At 49.7% G+C, this 19,332-nt stretch carries 18 protein-coding genes and 1 other annotated feature; all 18 genes read right to left on the bottom strand.

Translation table 11 applies throughout. The annotated features are described in order from the left end of the window. Positions 1-81: 81 nt before the first annotated feature. The gene (locus tag G548_RS0103235) at positions 82-1,413 is read right to left on the bottom strand and encodes a solute carrier family 23 protein (RefSeq protein WP_022792709.1); all 1,332 of its coding nucleotides are present in this window, start codon (positions 1,411-1,413) and stop codon (positions 82-84) included. Between the two features lie 92 nt (positions 1,414-1,505). Beyond that, complete coding sequence (gene pyrR / locus G548_RS0103230; RefSeq protein WP_022792708.1) at positions 1,506-2,042, bottom strand: bifunctional pyr operon transcriptional regulator/uracil phosphoribosyltransferase PyrR; 537 nt, start codon at positions 2,040-2,042, stop codon at positions 1,506-1,508. A gap of 219 nt (positions 2,043-2,261) precedes the next feature. After that, complete coding sequence (locus G548_RS0103225; protein ID WP_022792707.1) at positions 2,262-3,164, bottom strand: RluA family pseudouridine synthase; 903 nt, start codon at positions 3,162-3,164, stop codon at positions 2,262-2,264. After that, positions 3,145-3,642, bottom strand: coding sequence for a signal peptidase II (gene lspA / locus G548_RS0103220; protein ID WP_022792706.1), 498 nt, complete (start codon positions 3,640-3,642; stop codon positions 3,145-3,147). The genes G548_RS0103225 and lspA overlap by 20 nt, the downstream gene beginning before the upstream one ends. A gap of 149 nt (positions 3,643-3,791) precedes the next feature. Next, positions 3,792-6,566 (bottom strand): isoleucine--tRNA ligase, encoded by a 2,775-nt coding sequence (gene ileS / locus G548_RS0103215; protein ID WP_022792705.1) that lies wholly within the window; start codon positions 6,564-6,566, stop codon positions 3,792-3,794. Positions 6,567-6,618: 52 nt separating this feature from the next. Beyond that, positions 6,619-6,850, bottom strand: a binding site (T-box leader). 37 nt (positions 6,851-6,887) lie between these two features. Further along, a complete protein-coding gene (locus G548_RS0103210; protein WP_022792704.1) occupies positions 6,888-7,400 on the bottom strand; it encodes a DivIVA domain-containing protein in 513 nt (170 codons plus the stop codon). A gap of 108 nt (positions 7,401-7,508) precedes the next feature. Further along, the gene (locus tag G548_RS0103205) at positions 7,509-8,297 is read right to left on the bottom strand and encodes a YlmH family RNA-binding protein (RefSeq protein ID WP_022792703.1); all 789 of its coding nucleotides are present in this window, start codon (positions 8,295-8,297) and stop codon (positions 7,509-7,511) included. Between the two features lie 16 nt (positions 8,298-8,313). Next, positions 8,314-8,586, bottom strand: coding sequence for a YggT family protein (locus tag G548_RS0103200; RefSeq protein ID WP_022792702.1), 273 nt, complete (start codon positions 8,584-8,586; stop codon positions 8,314-8,316). An 18-nt stretch (positions 8,587-8,604) separates the two neighbouring features. Then, entirely contained in the window at positions 8,605-9,033 is a 429-nt protein-coding gene (locus G548_RS0103195) for a cell division protein SepF (protein ID WP_022792701.1), read from the bottom strand. 60 nt (positions 9,034-9,093) lie between these two features. After that, positions 9,094-9,771, bottom strand: a complete 678-nt coding sequence (locus G548_RS0103190; protein WP_022792700.1) for a YggS family pyridoxal phosphate-dependent enzyme — start codon at positions 9,769-9,771, stop codon at positions 9,094-9,096. 19 nt (positions 9,772-9,790) lie between these two features. Further along, positions 9,791-10,741, bottom strand: a complete 951-nt coding sequence (pgeF, locus tag G548_RS0103185) for a peptidoglycan editing factor PgeF (RefSeq protein WP_022792699.1) — start codon at positions 10,739-10,741, stop codon at positions 9,791-9,793. Then, positions 10,692-11,867 carry a cell division protein FtsZ gene (gene ftsZ, locus G548_RS0103180; protein WP_022792698.1) on the bottom strand — a complete coding sequence of 392 codons (1,176 nt, stop codon included), beginning with the start codon at positions 11,865-11,867 and terminating at the stop codon, positions 10,692-10,694. Before ftsZ ends, pgeF begins: the two co-directional genes overlap by 50 nt. Positions 11,868-11,905: 38 nt before the next feature. Then, the gene (gene ftsA, locus G548_RS0103175) at positions 11,906-13,234 is read right to left on the bottom strand and encodes a cell division protein FtsA (RefSeq protein WP_022792697.1); all 1,329 of its coding nucleotides are present in this window, start codon (positions 13,232-13,234) and stop codon (positions 11,906-11,908) included. A 211-nt stretch (positions 13,235-13,445) separates the two neighbouring features. Further along, positions 13,446-14,345: a cell division protein FtsQ/DivIB gene (locus G548_RS17215; RefSeq protein WP_022792696.1), complete on the bottom strand. Its 900-nt coding sequence runs from the start codon at positions 14,343-14,345 to the stop codon at positions 13,446-13,448. Between the two features lie 28 nt (positions 14,346-14,373). After that, positions 14,374-15,294 carry a UDP-N-acetylmuramate dehydrogenase gene (gene murB / locus G548_RS0103165; protein WP_022792695.1) on the bottom strand — a complete coding sequence of 307 codons (921 nt, stop codon included), beginning with the start codon at positions 15,292-15,294 and terminating at the stop codon, positions 14,374-14,376. Between the two features lie 170 nt (positions 15,295-15,464). Further along, positions 15,465-16,820 carry a UDP-N-acetylmuramoyl-L-alanine--D-glutamate ligase gene (gene murD, locus G548_RS0103160; protein ID WP_022792694.1) on the bottom strand — a complete coding sequence of 452 codons (1,356 nt, stop codon included), beginning with the start codon at positions 16,818-16,820 and terminating at the stop codon, positions 15,465-15,467. After that, on the bottom strand, positions 16,820-17,794 hold the full coding sequence (gene mraY / locus G548_RS0103155; protein WP_027847170.1) for a phospho-N-acetylmuramoyl-pentapeptide-transferase: 975 nt from the start codon (positions 17,792-17,794) through the stop codon (positions 16,820-16,822). Before mraY ends, murD begins: the two co-directional genes overlap by 1 nt. Positions 17,795-17,818: 24 nt before the next feature. Beyond that, complete coding sequence (locus tag G548_RS0103150) at positions 17,819-19,288, bottom strand: UDP-N-acetylmuramoyl-L-alanyl-D-glutamate--2,6-diaminopimelate ligase (RefSeq protein ID WP_022792692.1); 1,470 nt, start codon at positions 19,286-19,288, stop codon at positions 17,819-17,821. Positions 19,289-19,332: the final 44 nt, after the last annotated feature.

Below are 19,332 nucleotides of genomic sequence, written 5' to 3'. Positions count from 1 at the left end.
CCCGCGCAGGATAGTCTGCTGGCGGAAGTGTTTCCATGCCGTTCAACCTTGGATGTCTCTCTGTACTTCCTTAAAGGATGATCAAGCTGCCTTATTTTTTGATGTAGATGTACTGACGGATTCAAACATCGACCGGTTGCCGTAGGAATCTTCTTTTCCCGGAAGCACTGCGTGCAGCACCATGCCAATTACTGTAGCAAGCGCCATGCTTGAAATTTCAAAGTACTCCCCGACTTCAATGAACGCTCCTCCGATACCGGTTACCAGGATCACGGAGCTGATGATCAGGTTTCGCTTGATGCCAAGGTCGATGTTGTTATCAATCAGCATCCGGAGTCCGTTCGAGGCAATGATGCCAAACAGCAGAATCGAAACCCCGCCCATTACAGCTCCGGGAATGCTTGCGATAAAGGCTTCCACCTTTCCGATGAACCCAAAGCTGATGGCAAGCACTGCCGCTCCGCCGATCACATACACGCTGAATACGCGGGTGATAGCCAGTACGCCGATATTCTCCCCGTACGTTGTGTTCGGGGGTCCGCCGAGCACCGCGGCAAACATTGTAGCCACCCCGTCGCCCATGATGGAACGGTGCAGCCCCGGGGACTTCAGAAAGTTTTTTTCCGCTACTTTGCTTAATACGAGCTGGTCGCCGATATGTTCGGCAATCGTCACCAGCGCAATCGGTGCCATGATCGCGATAACGCTCCAGCTCCAATCCGGGCTGTACGTGGCAAATGGTACGGAGAAGTCCGGTACCTGAATCCAGGCAGCCTCTCCGATGGCGCCTGTGTTTACCATGCCGGCAGCAAGCGCCGTCAGGTAGCCGCCGATGATGCCAAAAAGGACCGGAATGATGCGGAAAAATCCGCGGAAAAACACAGACGCGACAATGACTATGGCAAGTGTGACGGCGGCTACGCTCATATGGCGCATTGGTTCATTGTAGTTTCCGGTGTCTGCGTTGTAGTTCATCGACATTTCGATTGCTGTTGTCGCAAGGCCGAGGCCGATGACCATAATGACCGGACCGACTACTACCGGCGGCAGAATGTTCATCAGCCATCCTACACCGGCTTTACGGATAATCAGCGCCGTAATGCCGTAAACAAGCCCCGCAGCGAGCGAGCCGAGCATGACACCTCCCGGGCCCCCGATGGATAAGGCGGCAATGATCGGGAAAATAAAAGCAAATGACGAACCGAGGTAAGCAGGTATCTGTCCTTTGGTGATGGCCAGATACGCAAGTGTTCCAAGACCGCTGGAAACAAGGGCCACGGCCGGACTGAGCCCGGTGAGCGCCGGCACCAGTATTGTAGATCCAAACATGGCAAACAGATGCTGCAGGCTCAGAATCAGCCACGTAGCCGGAGCCGGCCGGGTCTGGATATGGATATCTTCGTTATTTTTCATGATAAACCTCCATTAATATTGGCATGGAGGGAAGAAACGCTTTCGTCTCATCCCTTTTTGAACTCACTGGTTCAAATTAAAGAGAACTCTTATTACGCAGAATGGATACTCACCTGGTCTTCGCCGTCTTCTTCTGCCATATTGACAGCGATGATTTCTTCGCGGGAGGTCGGTACGTTTTTTCCGATGTAGTCCGGCCGCACAGGAAGCTCCCGGTGGCCCCGGTCCACGAGCACGGCCAGCTGAATCTGTGCCGGCCGGCCGCTGTCCATCATGGCGTCCATGGCTGCCCGCACCGTCCGTCCAGTGTATAGCACGTCGTCCACCAGAATCACTGTTTTTCCGGTAATCTCTCCTGGAAGCACAGCCCCGTGCAGCTCCGGCTCCTGGCTGTTATTATTATGGGATAAATCATCGCGGTACATCGTAATGTCCACTTCGCCAATCGGAATGGCGTTTCCTTCAATCCGTTCGATACTTTCCGCAAGCCGGTTGGCAATGTAGATGCCGCGCGTTTTGATGCCGACCAGGATGCAGTCTTCCACGCCTTTATTTCGTTCAATAATTTCGTGCGATACCCTCGTCAGAGCTCTCCGGATCGCCTGCTCATCCAACAGGACCCGTTCCATTGGCACCATCCTCCTTTATTTCATAAAAAAAGCCCCCATCCCGTAAGGATGAGAGCTTGCGGCTCCGGACACATTCATCCGCAGGCCGGGCATTTACACATACGCCGCCCTGGGTACTTCTGCGTTCAGACACAACCTCTTCTCAGCCTCACGGGACTGTGTTAAAAAGGCATTCGTTTTTTTCGTTATTACGTAGTATGACAGTCTTTTTCTGTGCGGTCAACTAGTTTTGTTAAGTTCATCAATAGCGGCCTGCATCTCCTCCGGCAGTTCAGCCTCCACTTCGATCCACTCTCCGCTGACAGGGTGCTCAAACCGGAGGCGGTACGCGTGCAGCGCCTGGCCCGGAAGAGAGAGAGTCTTCCGGCGTCCGTATTTCGGATCAGCGGCCACCGGGTGGCCAATCTGGGCAAAATGTACACGAATTTGATGCATCCGGCCGGTTTCGAGCTCACATTCCACAAACGTATATTTGTGCCACCACTGAAGCACCTGAAAATGAGTGACCGCCGGCTTGGAGTTTTCCCGCACAGCCGCCATTTTCTGACGGTCATGAGGATCACGGCCGATCGGCATATCAATTTTTCCCGTTTCGTGCGGTACCTCTCCGTGCACAATTGCTTTATATTTCCGCTCAATTTTCCGGTCCTTCATCTGAGCGGACAGCTGCTCATAAGCCTTAGGATGCTTCGCTGCGATCAGGAGGCCGGACGTATCCTTATCCAGACGGTGAATCAGACCCGCCCGGGCTTCGGGGTGATGCTGCCATGCCGGATAGCGGTACAGGAGCCCGTTCATTAATGTTCCCCGGGTATGTCCCGGCGCCGGATGCACGACCATTCCCCGCGGCTTGTAAATCACCACCACATCGTCATCCTCGTAGCGTACATCAAGATCCATTTCCTCCGGCGTCATTTCTTCATGATTTTCTTCAGGTATAGTGACGTCAACCCGGTCTCCGGCCTGAAGCTTGTAATTATTTTTCACGAGGCCGCCGTTAACCGTGATCCAGCCGTCTTTCACCCATTGCTGCACGACCGAACGTGACTCTTCGAGTTCGTCTGTCATCAGACGGTCGATTCTTATTCCCTGCTCTTCTTCGTCAATAATTCGTGGATTCATGTGCTTCTTCCTTCTTTCGTGATCTTTCATCTAAAAACATACCGATAATCAACCAGACTACACCTACCGTCAGGGCAGCGTCTGCGACGTTGAAAATAGGATAATTATAGGCAAACAGGTAGACATCAACAAAATCAACAACTTCACCGAACAGCATACGGTCAATGAAATTTCCAACAGCTCCTCCAAGCACAAGGGCCAGTGGGATTCCAAAAGTAAATGAGAGCGTACCGTACTTCTGCATGTAATACACCACTACCGCTATTACGGCAACCGTAATAATTAAGAAAAACCAGCGCTGGCCCTGCAGGATACCAAAGGCCGCTCCTGCGTTCCGGTGAGAGGTCAGGTATAAAAAAGACGGGATAACTTCAATGCTTTCTCCAATACGCATGGAGGCAGCTACTATGTATTTTGTTACCTGATCGAAAATAATAATCAGCGCAGCCAGCAGGTAATGCCACTTAATAATTTTCATACGGACTCTGTCATCCTCTCTTGCGGTGTGCGTTCCATCCTTAGCATTTTAGCATATATTCGCCGGCGCGAACAGCGCCCAGGGCGATCCTTCCGGCCCTTTACTTTTATAAAAAAAGAGCCCCCTGCTGGAAGGGGGCTCAACACGTGCTATGACTGACTGACGTTCTCTTTTTGATGCATGACTGAAGCACAGCGGCTGCACAGATCCGGATACGCCGGGTCTTCTCCCACTGTATCGGTCACTTCCCAGCAGCGTTCGCAGCGTTCACCTTCCGCTGCCCCCACAACGACGCTTACTTCATCAAGCTTCGCCGCTTCTGACGGGGCCTCAGACGCTGACCCGGCAATTTCTGCCTTCGACACAATAAACAGCGTCTTTAAGCGGGTTACGCTCTCGAGCATGTCTTTCACTTCGCCGTCGGCATAAATATCAACCGATGCTTCAAGCGACTTGCCAATCACTTTTTCTCCTCTCGCTGTCTCCAGCGCCTTTAATACATCGTCCCGGACATCCATGAGACGGTCCCACTTCCGGCGGAGCTCTTCATCCTCCGTCGAACGGTCCGCCTGCGGCATATCCGTCAGCTGTACGCTTTCAGCTTCTGTCTGAGGGATAAATTCCCACACCTCTTCGGCCGTATGCGGAATGATCGGGGCGATCATCTGCACGAGAGCTGTTAACGTGTCATACAGCACTGTCTGCACAGCCCGGCGTCGGACGTCGTCTTCATGCTCAACATAAAGCGTGTCCTTGGCGATATCAAGATAAAACGAGCTCAGATCCACGGTGCAGAAGTTGTGGAACGTCTGATAAACATTTACAAACTGATATTCTTCATAGCCGGCACGGATTTTTGCGATCAAATCCTGCAGGCGCAAATGCATATAATGATCAAGCTCGCTCCAGTCCGACGGTGCAACCCGGTGCTTTTCAGGATCAAAGTCGCTCAGGTTTCCGAGCATGAACCGGAACGTGTTACGGATCTTGCGGTACGCTTCTGCGATTTGCTTTAAAATGTTATCTGAGAGTCGGTGATCTGCCTGGTAATCCACACTCGAGACCCAGAGCCGGAGAATATCCGCCCCGAGCTGCTTGGTGATATCGTTTGGCGAAATCGTATTTCCGAGCGATTTGCTCATTTTTTTGCCTTCTCCGTCCATCGTAAAGCCGTGGCTCAGCACGGAACGGTACGGCGCCTTGCCGGTAACCGCGACGCTCGTTGTAAGAGAAGAGTTAAACCAGCCGCGGTACTGATCGGAGCCTTCAAGATACATATCAGCCGGACGCTGCAGAAGCGGTGATGCCTCAAGCACTGACTGATGGGACGAGCCGCTGTCAAACCACACGTCCATAATATCCATTTCTCTCGTAAAGGTGCCATTCGGGCTGTGTTCCGACGTAAATCCTTCCGGAAGCAGATCTTCGGTCTCCCACTCAAACCATACGTTGGAGCCGTGGCTGCGGAACAGTTCGGAAACGTGCTGGATGGTCTCATCGTTAATGAGTGCTTCGCCGTCCTCTGCATAAAAGACCGGAATCGGCACACCCCAGGCGCGCTGTCTCGAGATGCACCAGTCGCCCCGGTCACGCACCATGTTGTACAGGCGTGTTTCACCCCAGGCCGGGGTCCATGTCACCTGGCTGATTTCATCCAGAAGCTCGCCCCGGATGTTTTCGATCGATGCAAACCACTGATCGGTCGCCCGGTAAATGACCGGCTTTTTCGTTCTCCAGTCGTGCGGATACGAGTGACTGAAGAAGTTCAGCTTCAGAAGCGCTCCGAGCTGATCGAGGTTATCTGTGATTGCTTTATTCGCCTTATCGTAAAACAGTCCTTCAAAGCCCGGGGCTTCGTCGGTAAATACGCCTTTGTCATCTACAGGACAGAGTGTTTCCAGGCCGTACTGCTGTCCTACCACAAAGTCTTCTTCCCCGTGTCCCGGCGCTGTGTGCACACTGCCGGTACCAGCATCGAGCGTCACGTGTTCCCCGAGGATGACGAGAGAATCCCGGCCGTAAATAGGGTGCTCAGCCATTACGTATTCAAGGTCGCTCCCCTTCATACGCTTTGTAATCTCATAGCCGTCCCACTCCAGCTTTTGTTCGAGCTCCTCGAGCAGTCCTTCAGCAACGACGTACTTTTCTTCATTCGCCTTCACGACGACGTAGTCAAGCTCCGGATGCACAGTGATTGCCAGGTTTGCCGGAATCGTCCAAGGGGTCGTCGTCCAGATGATAAACTTTTCATCGCCTTCCAGGACGTTCTTTCCGTCTTTAACCGCAAACGAGACGTAAATCGACGGAGAGCGCATATCGTGGTATTCGATCTCTGCTTCTGCCAGGGCCGATTCCGAGGAAGGTGACCAGTAGACCGGTTTTTTGCCTTTATAAATATGGCCGCGCTTGGCCATTTCCCCGAAGACCTGGATCTGCTGGGCTTCATACTCATGATTCATCGTCACATACGGGTTTTCCCAATCGCCTCTGACCCCGAGACGTTTAAACTGCTCGCGCTGGCGGTCAATTTGTTTTTCCGCATATTCTTCACACGCAGCGCGGAATTCAGCTGTCGTCATTTTTTTCCGGTCGACTTTTTTATTTTTCGTAAGCGCCGTTTCAATCGGCAGCCCGTGAACGTCCCAGCCCGGCACGTACGGTGCATGGTAGCCTGTCATCGATTTGTAGCGGACGATAAAGTCCTTCAGCACTTTATTCAGCGCATGCCCCATATGGATATCCCCGTTGGCATAGGGAGGTCCGTCGTGCAGCACAAACAGCGGGCGGCCTTCCGTGCGGGCCTGAACCTGCTCATAAATGTCCTGTTCATTCCACGTTTTCTGGCGTTCTGGTTCTTTATTTGGCAGATTGCCGCGCATTGGAAATTTAGTTTTTGGCATTAACAGTGATTCTTTATAACTCATTTCCGCATCCTCCTTTTTTTTACAACAAAAAGAGCCATTCAGATCCCCTGTGCATAGGGGCGAGAATGACTCGCGGTACCACCCTGATGAGCGCAGGAAGCCATACGGCTCCCTGCCTGTCTCTTCATTGGCAATAACGGCATTTCCAAAGCCGCCTTAACTTACTGCTTTGTTCAGTTAAGGAACTCCGGGGTGATAACAAAAATGTCCTGGTTCTGCGCTTACACCAACCGCAGATCGCTAAGACCGGTACATTACTGCCTGCTCCCCTTCAACGTTTATCGAATATGATAATGAAAAAGTATAATCTAGTTGGCGGTGTTAGTCAAGACGTGCGCCGTCGCCCGCATAAGCCTCCGCCTCAGCTGGTTCTTCCTCGGCGAGATTCTGCCATTCATCCGAATGAAGCATTTCCATCTGTGCTTCGAGCAGCATTTTAAATTTGGTCTGGTAAACAGAAGCCTGCTTTTTCAATTCTTCAATTTCAAGCTCAATCCGGCGGGATTTGTTCAAGGCTTCGTTGATAATCCGGTCCGCATTTTTCTCCGCTTCCCGAACCGTCAGCTGTCCTTCCTTCTGGGCGTTTTTCCGTACCTCTTCTGCCGATTCCTGGGCTACATAGATCGACTTGTTCAGCGTTTCTTCAATGCTTGAGAAATGATTAATCCGGTCCTCGAGCTCTTTTGTCCGGTCATACAGCTCATCACGTTCACGAATCACATCTTCAAAATCCTTAATCAGCTGCTTTAAAAAATCGTTTACTTCATCTTCGTCGTATCCCCGGAACCCTCTTGTGAATTCCTTATTATGAATATCCAGTGGTGTTAAAGGCAAAATCGTTCACCCTTTCTACTATTCAAGTATGTATACCGGTCCGAAAGCCTGCTGCCTTTTTCTACATTCTTGGCGAAAAAGACAGTTCCTTCCTTCAAAACAAAAAAGCTATTTTTTTCTCTTTTGTTCTTTAATTCCATACACAATCCGCTGCTTATCCTTTTTAGTGCGCCCCAGCACCTCCATCAATTTAGAGCGGCCAAGCCCGCGTACCGAAACGTAATCCCCGGGACGAAGCATGTAGGAGGACTGGTCCACCTTTTTCCAGTTCACGCGCACCTTTGCTTTTTCTATGAATGGAAGCGTTTTGCTCCTTGAAAGCCGGTATGCTTCTGCCATAAACGTATCAAGCCGAAGCGAAGAAACCGTCGTTTCGCGCTCCACCCACTGCTCTTCTATCGGCAGCATAGCGGAAAACGGTTTTTCCACCGGGGTCACGGAGACGTTGGCAATCTTGGGCAGGTTCAGTTCAATATAGCTGCGGACTTCGGCTGCTGCTACGAATTGAAAGCACCCTTCTCCTTCGAGAATATCACCGAACTTCTCCCGTTTTAACCCGATCCCCATCAGGGCCCCGAGAACATCCTTATGTTCAAGAGAAGCGAATTTCTGCGGATAGGAAATTTCAAACAATATCAGCTGAAAATTCTCCTGCTCCGGCTGTTCATAAAATGGATAAATCAGTGCCCGCTTTCGCTCAGCATCCTCGCTTCCCCCGGCAAAAGCATAGTGCACGGTTTCGTCTTTTCCGATGACTGACGCTAAAATATCCCGCTCCCGCGGATCGAGAAAATCAGTCAGACGTCTTTCGAAATTTGTTTCGACTGCTTCTTTCCAGTCTGCCGCCTGTTCCACCCAGGCTCTTTCTTCCGGACGGAAGTGTTCGAGCATATTCATGTTTTATTCACCTCAATTAAAACAACGCACCGGCATTGAAAAACAGTGCCCGGATGCCTGATTCTGCAAAAAAGAGCACAATGATTGCCACAATCGGCGATATATCAAGCGGGCCGAGCGGCGGAATAAAACGGCGGAACGGCTCCAAATATGGTTCACAGATCGAACCGATAAACTGCCCGATCGTAGATTCTCTCGCGTTCGGGAACCAGGACATGAAAATATATACAATTAACACAATCCGGTAAATACTGATTAAACTGATCAGCAAAGAACCTATAAGCTGCATACTCCCTCTCCTTTCTTGTTAATAGTGTTCGTCCCGTTCGGACATGATATCTGTAATAGCACCCGAAATATCAACATTATCGGGCGCGCAGAAAAAGATCTGGCTGCCGACCTTCTGAATGTCCCCGCCAATGGCATAGACCGTGCCGCTTAAAAAATCAACGATGCGCCGCCCCTGCTCCTTTGGTACCCGCTGCAGATTAATGATTACTGCTTTTCGGCTGCACAGGTGATCGGCGATATCCTGCACTTCTTCATAGCTGCGCGGCTCCAAAAGCATCACTTTCGAGGACTTCTGCACACTCTGCAGGCTCACCACGTTGCTCGGCGCTGTCCCCTGCCTGTTTTCGTACTGGGCGTACTGTTCTTCTTCAGAAAGAGGCACTTCCTGTTCAACCACATCGTCATCCATCTCAAAAAAACGCCGGAATTTCGAACGCAAACTCATCTTCTCCTCTCCTTTTTACACAGAGATACCATCCGTTTTGTTATTTAACGCCGGATTCTTTTATTCGCCTACAAGCGAAGTACCGAGACGGATATGAGTAGCGCCTTCTTCTACAGCTACCATATAATCGTTGGACATTCCCATAGACAAATAACCGCAGGGGGCATGCGCCCAGTTTTTTTCCTGGATACGCCTGCGCATTTCCTTCATCTGACGAAAAACCGGCCGGGTGTTTTCAGCATCTTCTTCAAATGGAGCGAGTGTCATTAATCCTACGATCCGAAGGCCGGATAGTTTCACCAGTGATTCGATAAACGGCTCCACTTCCTCTGGCGGAAGCCCTGCTTTGCTTTCTTCCCCCGAGACATTCACCTGCACAAAGCATTCGGTGACTGTTTCCCCGGAGCGTTTATTGATTTCCTCTGCCAAACTCCAGCGGTCCAGCGAATGAATGTATGCACATTTGCCGATAATCTTTTTCGCTTTTTTTGACTGCAGCGTCCCGATAAAATGAATGTCCGCGCGGCCGGAAACAGCTTCATATTTTTCAAGCGCTCCTTCCACACGGTTTTCCCCTAAATTGGTTATTCCAGCTTCTACTGCCTCTACCGCGCGCTCCGGGGACACGTATTTTGTAACAGCAATACATGTTACATCCTCCGGGTCCCGACCGGATGCTTCACAGGCGAGGCGGATGTTATGCTTTATCACTTTCCAGTTGGATTCCACCGTGTTCAAAGTGCAGCATCCTCCCTGCCTATATAATATAGATATAACTCATCATTCGTCCAGTTTTCCCGTTCTCACGACGGTGGGAGAAAAACAGATCCTCTTTGGCATAAGTACAGTAACCACTGACAGCAATACGTTCAGGCGGGACTCCTGCCTGTTCGAGCAGCAGTTTGTTGGCTGTTTTTAAATCAAGCGCGTACCGTCCGTTTGCCTTTTGGATCCACGGCTCCCCGCTGGAAAAATCGTGTTGTTGCTTAAGCGCTGAGAGGACAGTTTCATCCACTTCGTAATTAGCTCCGGATATAGCCGGTCCGATCGCCGCATATATTTGCTCAGGCGGGATTCCCTTCTCTGCAAAAGCACGAATCATTTCAGCTCCAATGTCCGCTGCAGTTCCTTTCCATCCTGCGTGAGCGAGCCCGGCCACCGCGGCGTTTTCTGCATAAAAGAACAGAGGAACACAGTCAGCATAAAAACTGACAAGCGTTACTTCCTTCGACTCGGTAATCATGCCGTCGGCTTCTGCTACAGAGGTTTCCCTCTGCTCACTTCCTTTGCCGGCATCACTGCGGCCAACTTCTACGATACGGCTGCCGTGAACCTGTTCTTCAGCAGTCCAGGTAGACAGGGGCCGTCCAATATGTTCAGCAGTGATCATGCGGTTATTTATCGTTACGTTTCTGTCTTCACCTACATGAAAGGCAGTGTTACGGCTCTCGTAGGGAGTTTTTCCCGCACCGTTTGCTCTTGTTGTAAAGCCGGCAGCGGCTGCTTTGCTGTTCATTTGCAGTTTGAGAATGCCGTTTGTTAAAAGGTGAAACGGCTCAGGCTGCATGCCATCACGACCTTTCTGCTTATTAATCAGCTTTAGCGAAGAAAAGCGGGCCGTATCCGGCCCGCTTTTCTCTTCTATCGCCTGCCCGCGCTTAACGGCGGCGCCGGTTGCGCAGGAACGTTGGAATATCGAGTCCTTCATCTTCTTCCTGTCCATCTCTGGATGGTTCATTTTCAGATACAGGCTCTTCCTTCCAATCCTGCTGGGGTGCAGACTGCTGGGGCTGCTGCGGAGCCTGTTGTCTTGTCGGCTGCTGGCGGGAAACCGTCTGACGGCCGCCGCCCCGGGTTCCCTGAGCGCTCCGCTGATCTTCACTGTCCTGGAATCCTGTCGCAATAACTGTAACTACGATCTCATCCTTCAGGTTCTCGTTAATGACCGAGCCGAAGATCATATTCACATCCGTGTCCGAAGCTTCAGAAACAATTTCAGCTGCTTCGTGCACTTCAAACAGGCTCAGGTTAGAGCCGCCGGTAATGTTCATCAGCACGCCCTGAGCGCCTTCCACGGATGTTTCAAGAAGCGGACTCGAGATGGCTTTTTTCGCCGCTTCCACCGCACGGTTTTCTCCGGTGGATATACCAATACCCATAAGCGCAGAGCCTTTTTCGCTCATGATCGTTTTTACGTCGGCAAAGTCAAGGTTGATAAGTCCCGGTACAGCGATCAGGTCACTGATGCCCTGAACACCCTGGCGAAGGACATTGTCTGCTTCACGGAACGCTTCAAGCATCGGCGTGCTTTTGTCCACAATTTCAAGCAGCCGGTCGTTTGGAATAACAATCAGCGTATCCACTTTTTCCTTTAAAGAAGAAATACCGTTGGAGGACTGCACCGCACGCTTTTTGCCTTCAAATGTGAACGGGCGTGTAACGACGCCTACGGTCAGTGCCCCGATTTCTTTGGCTACTTCAGCAATAACGGGAGCCGCTCCTGTACCTGTGCCTCCGCCCATGCCAGCGGTGATAAATACCATATCGGCACCGGTCAGCGCTTCTTCAAGCTGCTCTTTGCTTTCTTCGGCAGCCTTTTTACCAATTTCGGGGTTCGCTCCGGCACCAAGGCCTCTCGTCAATTTTCCGCCTAATTGAAGCTTTGTTTCTGCTTCTGATAATTTTAACGCCTGGGCGTCTGTGTTGACCGCAATAAATTCTACTCCCTGTAAACCGTTCTCAATCATACGGTTCACAGCGTTCGAACCGCCACCGCCGACACCGATGACTTTAATCTGGGCTAGCTGGTCCATATCCATTTCAAATTCCAACATATGTGGTCCTCCTATATAGTCGTTTTATCCTTCGTTACTTATTCAAAGAAAGATTTAAATACGCTTCGCATCCGCTCTTTAAACCCAGGTTCCTCCGGATCTTTTTCCTTCGTCCGGTTTTGCTGGCGCGTGCTTGAACCATTGCGGTAATTAGCTTCTCCGGCTGAAGCCGGACGGTCAGATTCTGCATACTTCTCAGAGCGTCCCGCTGCTACAACGGAGTCCTCTCCACTATGAACCTTCATGCTTTTATATGCAAATTCAATCAAGCCGATACTCGCTGTATACGTAGGCTCACGTACACCGATATAGTCCGGCATCGCAAGGCGCACATGCTGCTTCCAGATGTCCTGGGCAAGCTCGAGCGTCCCCGGCATCATAACCGCTCCTCCAGTTAATACATAACCGCCCGGAAGATCATGATAACCCATGCGGTTGATTTCCTGCTGCACTAATGTAAGAATCTCTTCCATTCTTGGTTCAATAATTTCTGCGAGTTCGAGCTGTGTGAACTTTTTCTGATCATTGTTTCCAAGCGTCTGAATAGAAAATGACAAATCATCAGAAGCATCATCAATAAAGGCATGACCATGCTCAAGCTTCAAACGCTCTGCCTCTTCGGCGGTCGTTCTGATGCCGACGGAAATGTCGTTTGAGATGTGACTGCCGCCAATTGGGAGAAAGGACATTGTCTGCAGCTGGCCTTCCTGGAACACAGAGACCGTGGTCGATCCGCCGCCAATATCAATTAAGGCTACTCCGAGAGAACGCTCGTCCTTTGAAACGGCTACGCTCCCTGAAGCCAACGGCTGAAGTACAATGTCTGCAATTTCCAGTCCTGCTCGCTCCACACAGCGTAGTAGGTTATGTAAAGCGGTTTTAGCTCCTGTGATAATAGTTCCTTCCATTTCGAGACGGGTGCCGAGCATACCGCGCGGATCTTTAATTCCATCCATTCCGTCTACGATGAACTGGGCTGGAATAATATCAATAATTTCCCGGTCTGGCGGTATGCTCATCACATGTGCCGCGTCGATAACTCTTTCGACATCCTCATCCTGAATTTCACGATCGGTGCTGGACACGGCCACTATTCCATTACACGCGCGCATCTCCACCTGATTGCCGTTAATTCCTACAATGACCTGCTTCACTTCTAAATCAACCATTCGTTCAGCCTGGTCCACGGCCTCTTTAATTGCTTTAACCGTTTCATCGATATCGACGATTGCACCTTTTCTCATGCCGATAGACGGCGCCCGGCCGACTCCGATAATTTTCAAGGCGCCACCGCTCATATCTCCGATAATCGCTCGGACAGACGATGTGCCGACATCAAGACTGACATACAAATTTTCACTGTTCAAGGTTGGGCACCCCCTTAGAGATCTATTTTCGTTTCGATTTTATAACTATTGTATCTTTTATATTTTCATACGCACCAGAATTTTTCCGGTTGCGCTTCCATTAATAATATGTCGCAGTATTTTTGTTTGGGTTAAGAAAAATACGCCTTCTTTTCAGTCTACAACAACTATCTTCAATGGAAAAGGCAATTTTCAAACAATATTCATTCTTTTATTGTGCAGCTCCGCTGTCGCTCTCATTTTCTTCTGTTCCAGAAGCTCCGTTTTCTGCCGCTTCAGGTGTGTCGTTTCCTTCAATGAAACTTTCCTCAGGCATTTGCTGCGTTCCTTCATTTTCTTCCCCAGATTCTTCTTCCGTCTCTGCTGCTTCAAAGTACGGCGCCCTCATCATATAAAGCACCCCGTTTTGGCCGGCATCAATATTTCTTGCAATCGATGGATAAGAGCCCATATAATCCGCGAATCCAGAAACAGAACTTCGGACCTCAAGACCATCGTTCATGTAAAGAGTGATATTGTCCTCCTCGTTTTCAGAAGGATCGAAATACACTTCTGAAATCCGGTTGGTCACCCCTTCACCGAGTTTACCAAGCTCCTCTGCGAACGCCTGAAGTCTTTCTTCGTTCTCAAAATTCTGCAGAAGCGGCGCATCAGCCGGCAGTTCACTATTTACATCATCGGTCAGCGCATGGCCGTTTTCAAGCACAGGGGCATAAGCACCTTCCACCTGCGTATAAGCAACTTTTTCATACTCAGTAACCTCAATATTTACCGTCGCCGGCCAGGACCTTGTCACCTCTGCTTCTTCAATTTCCGGCAGCTGCTCTACATTATTTTTAATCACGTTTCTGTCCATTTCCCAGATATTTGTTCCGATCCGGGCCCCGCTTTCTTCTTTAATAATCTGTTTTTCCGTAAATTGGGAGTCGCTCGTTTCAATACTGCGGATATGGCTTAATGGAGATTGAAAATAAATAACCAGACCGATCAATACAAAAAATACAGCCAGATAGATAAACAGCCGGCGCCGCGATTTTTGCCGACGCTGCTCCTTTAAACTGGGGTGATGCTCTTCGAGCGAGACCAGTTTGCCATCATTTGGCTTCCTCACACCACAGTCCTCCTCTGTTTCCCGCTTATCAGCTGTCGGCTGATCTTCTGTTTACGATTTCCACTTCGGTCTCAAGCTCAATACCGTAAGTTTCTTTCACGGAGGAACGGGCTTTTTCAATTAATGCCAGCACATCAGATGCTTTGGCTTCCCCTGTGTTGACAATAAAGTTTGCATGAAGCTCTGATATCTGCGCTCCACCGATCACGTGTCCTTTTAGTCCGATGTTTTCTATAAGTTCACCGGCATGCTCAGGCAGAGGATTCCGGAACACGCTCCCGGCACAAGGATGAGCCCACGGCTGTGTCTCTCTTCTGTATTCTTTATATTCCTGCATTTCTTTAAAGATGACGTCTTTTTCCCCCTGCTCAAGCTTGAGCCTGGCAGCAACACATATACCTTTGTCTGACTGGAGTCTTGACGTACGGTAGGCAAATCCCATTTCTTCATTAGGAATCCATTCCATTGTTCCGTCCGGAAATAAAATTAACGCTTCTATCAGCACCTTTGACATATCAGAGCCGTGGGCGCCTGCATTCATGAATACTGCGCCGCCGACGCTCCCCGGAATACCTCCGGCGAACTCCATGCCTCCGTATCCGTCCCGGCTTAAAATCGTAGCGAGCCGGACTAGTGGATAGCCCGCTTCCACCGTGACTATACCGTTATCGTTTTCCATATTGGCAAGCTTCGTTCCAAATTTCAATACTACGCCTTCAATCCCGTCATCATCCACCAGCAGGTTCGACCCCCGTCCGATGGCACGCCACGGAAGGTTTTCTTCCTGAATCCATTTCATTGCGTTTACCAGTTCTTCCACGCTTGTCGGCTCCACCAGCCAATCTGCCGGTCCGCCGATTTTCCAAGTCGTATGCTTTGCGAGTGGTTCATCCTTCAGTACCTTGCCAAAGTCTTCGAAATTCCATGCTGATTCCGCCTCTTGTCCCATACGGTCCCCTCCTGTCTATTCATTTGTTTTATTTCAGGTTCCCTGGATTCCATTACTTTTTTGTGTTTGTTTTTGTATACTTTCTTTTTGAAGAATGTATCATTTCGATCCATTCCTGAAACCACCTTTTTAAAGGTAGCTTCAGGAGTGGAGCAAACCTGCACTCCTTCTCATTTGTACTTTTCTACGTATTTTATAAACGTCCGGCCCCGCTCTTCAAACGTCCGGAACTGATCCCAGCTTGCACATGCAGGTGAAAGCAGCAGCACGTCCCCGCTTTCGGAAAGTTGAAAGCCTTTATCTACAGCATCTTCCAGAAATTCTGTACGGTGGATTTCACTCACTCCTGCTTCCTCAGCGGAAGCTGCCAGTTTGTCCCGGGTTTGTCCATAAGCAACGACCGCCTTAATTTTCCGAAAGGAATCGATTAAATCATCGAAGGTGTTGCCGCGGTCAAGCCCTCCGGCCAAAAGCACCACCGGCTCTTCAAAAGCTTCGATCGCCTTCTGGGTGGAAAGCATATTCGTTGCTTTCGAGTCATTATAAATCTTGCGTCCATTCACAATTCCGCTGAATTGAAGCCGGTGCTCGATGCCGTGAAAGTCGGATAATGCCAAATTGATGGCTTCGTTGGATGCACCAAGCACTTTAACTGCAGCAATCGCTGCCAGCATATTTTCTTTATTATGTGCCCCGGGAAGAGAGGCTCGCTCCACAGCCATCACCGGCTCTGTTTTGTAATAAAACATACCTTCCTTAATATAGGCGCCGTTTTCGCAGACAGACTCAGTGGAAAATGGCACAAGTGCGGCGCCCGAGCTTTCGGCAATTTGTTTTACCTCTTTTTGGTCATAATTGTAGACTGCTGTATCTTCTGCGGTCATGTTTTGAAAAAGCTTTGCTTTTGAGTGCTCGTAGTCGTTGCGCGATCCATGGTAATCCAGGTGGGCATCGAAAAGGTTCAGCAGCACCCCGACCTTCGGGCGGAACTGCCTTGTCCCTTTCAGCTGAAAACTCGAAACCTCTGTCACCATAATCTGGTCTTTTTTAATCCGGGGAGCTACTTCACATGCCACATTTCCAATATTACCAGCTACAGCGGCCTCTCTGTGGTCATTTTTGAAAATAGCCTGGATCAATGATGTAGTGGTCGTTTTTCCGTTCGAGCCGGTAATAGCCATCATTGTCCCTTCACACAGTTCTGCCGCAAGCTCAATTTCCGTAATAATATTGAATTGTTTTTCCAGGGCTTTTTCAATAAACGGATGGTGATAGGGGATGCCCGGATTTTTAACAATGACCGAAAACGATTCTTCGAGCAGAGAAACCGGATGGCTTCCTGTAATCAGCCGGATGCCGAGATTCTCAAGCTCCTGAACCTTCGCGTCTCCTTCTTCGGCCTCTGCCCCGTCATTCACCGTTACCTCGGCCCCGGAACGGTGCAGCAGCTTCGCCGCCGCCAATCCACTTTTAGCCAAACCTACTACAAGCACTTTTTTTCCGTTATATTCTTCTAAGCGATCCATTATAAAAACACCTCTAATGCGACCCCGGACAGCCCGGCGGCAGCTCCTACCACCCAAAAAGCAGTAACGACCTGCCATTCCGACCAGCCTGACAGTTCAAAATGGTGATGAACCGGGCTCATTTTAAATACCTTTTTCCCTCTTAATTTGTACGAAATCACCTGAATAATGACACTCAGCGTCTCCAGCACAAATACGAGACCGATCACAATTAACGTCAGTTCGGTTTTGGTTAAAATAGCGACGGCAGCAATCGCACCCCCGAGTGCCAGAGAGCCGGTATCTCCCATAAAAATCTTTGCCGGGTATTTATTGAAGATTAAAAAGCCGAGCAGGCTGCCCACCACTGCAAAGGCAAACAGCCCAACGTCCATATACCCAAGGGAAAAAGCGACGATGGCATAAGCGGCAAACGCCATCGTTCCCGTACCAGCCAGCAGGCCGTCCAGGCCGTCTGTCAAATTCACCGCGTTGGAAGCACCGACGAGCATAATAATGATTAGAAAGAAATACGCCCATCCGAACTCGAGTGACCATTCGGTCCCCGGAACAGCTACACTCGTATCAAACGTGCCATTATACAGCACAATAAAAAAGATAAATGCAATAACAATCTGGCCAATCAGCTTCTGAATGCTCGTGAGGCCGAGATTTCGTTTCATAACGATTTTAATGAAATCATCCAGAAATCCGAGTACTCCGAATCCTACAGTTACAAGCAGGAGCAGCCATATCTCCGTCGTGTAGCCGACAAAAAGCGGCAGTACGATGAGAGCAGTAATCAAAAGGCCGGCAATGATCATTACGCCCCCCATTGTTGGCGTACCGCCTTTTTTCTGATGCGATTCCGGTCCTGTTTCCCGGATGCTCTGGCCAAATTTCAGCCGCTTTAAAGCCGGGATAAGAACCGGTGCTGAAACCGCACATATAATAAATGAAACTATTGTTACTATTAAAGCTGCAAAACCCATCAAGGGAGCTCCTTTCAGTATGACACACTAAGCCTGTTCATTATTTTTTTTTCTGACCGCCTCTTTTGCCACTTCACGGTCATCAAATTCCAACGTCTGATCCCCAACCACCTGGTAAACTTCGTGGCCTTTTCCTGCAATAAGCACTGTGTCTCCGGCCCCTGCAAGGAATACGGCACGTTCGATCGCCTGCCGGCGGTCCTCAATAACTTCATATTTTGTACCAGTAAACCCGGCTTCCATCTGCTCTAATATTTTGAGCGGGTCTTCCGAGCGCGGATTGTCGGAGGTGAGAATTACAAGATCGCTGAATTTTTCTGCGGCTGCTGCCATTTTTGGCCTTTTTTCTTTGTCTCTGTCCCCCCCGCACCCTACTACGGTATAAAGACGTCCTTCAGTCATATCAAAGGCTGTTTGGGCTACATTTTCCAATCCGCCCGGAGTATGAGCGTAATCAACGACAATAGTGCTTTTCTGTCCTGCTTCTACAGCTTCAAATCTGCCGCTTACAACAGGGGCGTGCTTCAGGCCGTCAACGATGCTTGTAACAGAAACATTTTCTGCAATGCATGCAGTAATGGCTGCAAGCGCATTGTATACATTGAATCTTCCAAGCAGCGGATACTCCACTTCCGTGCTCCCCCACGGGGTGTTCAGCGTAAACGATGTTTTGCCGCCATTGGTTTTTATGTTTTCAGCGTAGATATCATTTTGGTCACTGATCCCATATGTGAGCACCGGGACTGTAGTTACTGCCTGAAAGTAGTCGGAGGCTTCGTCATCACCATTTAACACCGCAGTGCCAAGCTCTCCTGCAAAGCTGTTACCCAGCTGGGAAAACAGGAGGCTTTTAGCGTTCCTGTAGCTTTCCATCGATCCGTGATAGTCCAGGTGATCCTGTGAAAGGTTCGTAAAAACCGCTGTACGGAACTGGACTCCCCGTACACGCCCCATCTGCAGCGCATGGGACGAAACCTCCATCACACAGCTTTCCACTTCCTTGTCCCGCATGTCCGCAAACAGCTGCTGCAGCTCCAGGGATTCAGGCGTGGTGTTGTTTGTCTTCACGGATTCATTTCCGATTTTTGCATACATAGTGCCGATCAGGCCTGTCTTTGTCTGCTCTTCGCTCAGGATAGATTCGACTAAATGGCTCGTGGTGGTCTTACCATTTGTCCCGGTTATACCGATTATGCGAACATCCTTTGTAGGATGGTCGTAAAAATGATCCGCTGCGTAGGCCATTACCTTCTGTGTATCCTTAACGATCCACACAGGAGCTTCGACGTCTACATGCCGTTCGGCTATCACAGCTGCCGCCCCGTTACTTACTGCGTCGGCGGCAAAATCATGGCCGTCTACTTTGGTCCCTTCAATACAAAAAAACAGACCATTTGGGGTCACTCCCCTGGAATCCATATGTAAGCTTTCTATTTCTTTATCTTCGCGCTCAAGCCGCACCATTATACTTGGAATAATGTCTGTTATATATTTCATTTCCGTGCCTCTTTTCTATCCGGAGCAAGTGTTTACCACTAATT

The sequence above is a fragment of the Marinococcus halotolerans DSM 16375 genome, assembly GCF_000420725.1.
Taxonomy (GTDB): domain Bacteria; phylum Bacillota; class Bacilli; order Bacillales; family Marinococcaceae; genus Marinococcus; species Marinococcus halotolerans.
Note: the sequence above shows the minus strand (reverse complement) of the source record. Positions and strands in the feature narration are given on the sequence as shown.

What these genes read in the sequence shown, in the direction of transcription:
- G548_RS0103195 (WP_022792701.1), bottom strand. Translation starts at nt 9,033, where the DNA reads ATGAGTTTGCGTTCGAAATTCCGGCGTTTTTTTGAGATGGATGACGAT.
- G548_RS0103235 (WP_022792709.1), bottom strand. Translation starts at nt 1,413, where the DNA reads ATGAAAAATAACGAAGATATCCATATCCAGACCCGGCCGGCTCCGGCT.
- pyrR (WP_022792708.1), bottom strand. Translation starts at nt 2,042, where the DNA reads ATGGAACGGGTCCTGTTGGATGAGCAGGCGATCCGGAGAGCTCTGACG.
- lspA (WP_022792706.1), bottom strand. Translation starts at nt 3,642, where the DNA reads ATGAAAATTATTAAGTGGCATTACCTGCTGGCTGCGCTGATTATTATT.
- pgeF (WP_022792699.1), bottom strand. Translation starts at nt 10,741, where the DNA reads ATGAAGGACTCGATATTCCAACGTTCCTGCGCAACCGGCGCCGCCGTT.
- G548_RS0103200 (WP_022792702.1), bottom strand. Translation starts at nt 8,586, where the DNA reads ATGCAGCTTATAGGTTCTTTGCTGATCAGTTTAATCAGTATTTACCGG.
- ftsZ (WP_022792698.1), bottom strand. Translation starts at nt 11,867, where the DNA reads ATGTTGGAATTTGAAATGGATATGGACCAGCTAGCCCAGATTAAAGTC.
- ileS (WP_022792705.1), bottom strand. Translation starts at nt 6,566, where the DNA reads ATGAGTTATAAAGAATCACTGTTAATGCCAAAAACTAAATTTCCAATG.
- murB (WP_022792695.1), bottom strand. Translation starts at nt 15,294, where the DNA reads ATGGGACAAGAGGCGGAATCAGCATGGAATTTCGAAGACTTTGGCAAG.
- murD (WP_022792694.1), bottom strand. Translation starts at nt 16,820, where the DNA reads ATGGATCGCTTAGAAGAATATAACGGAAAAAAAGTGCTTGTAGTAGGT.
- G548_RS0103150 (WP_022792692.1), bottom strand. Translation starts at nt 19,288, where the DNA reads ATGAAATATATAACAGACATTATTCCAAGTATAATGGTGCGGCTTGAG.
- G548_RS0103225 (WP_022792707.1), bottom strand. Translation starts at nt 3,164, where the DNA reads ATGAATCCACGAATTATTGACGAAGAAGAGCAGGGAATAAGAATCGAC.
- G548_RS0103205 (WP_022792703.1), bottom strand. Translation starts at nt 8,297, where the DNA reads ATGAATATGCTCGAACACTTCCGTCCGGAAGAAAGAGCCTGGGTGGAA.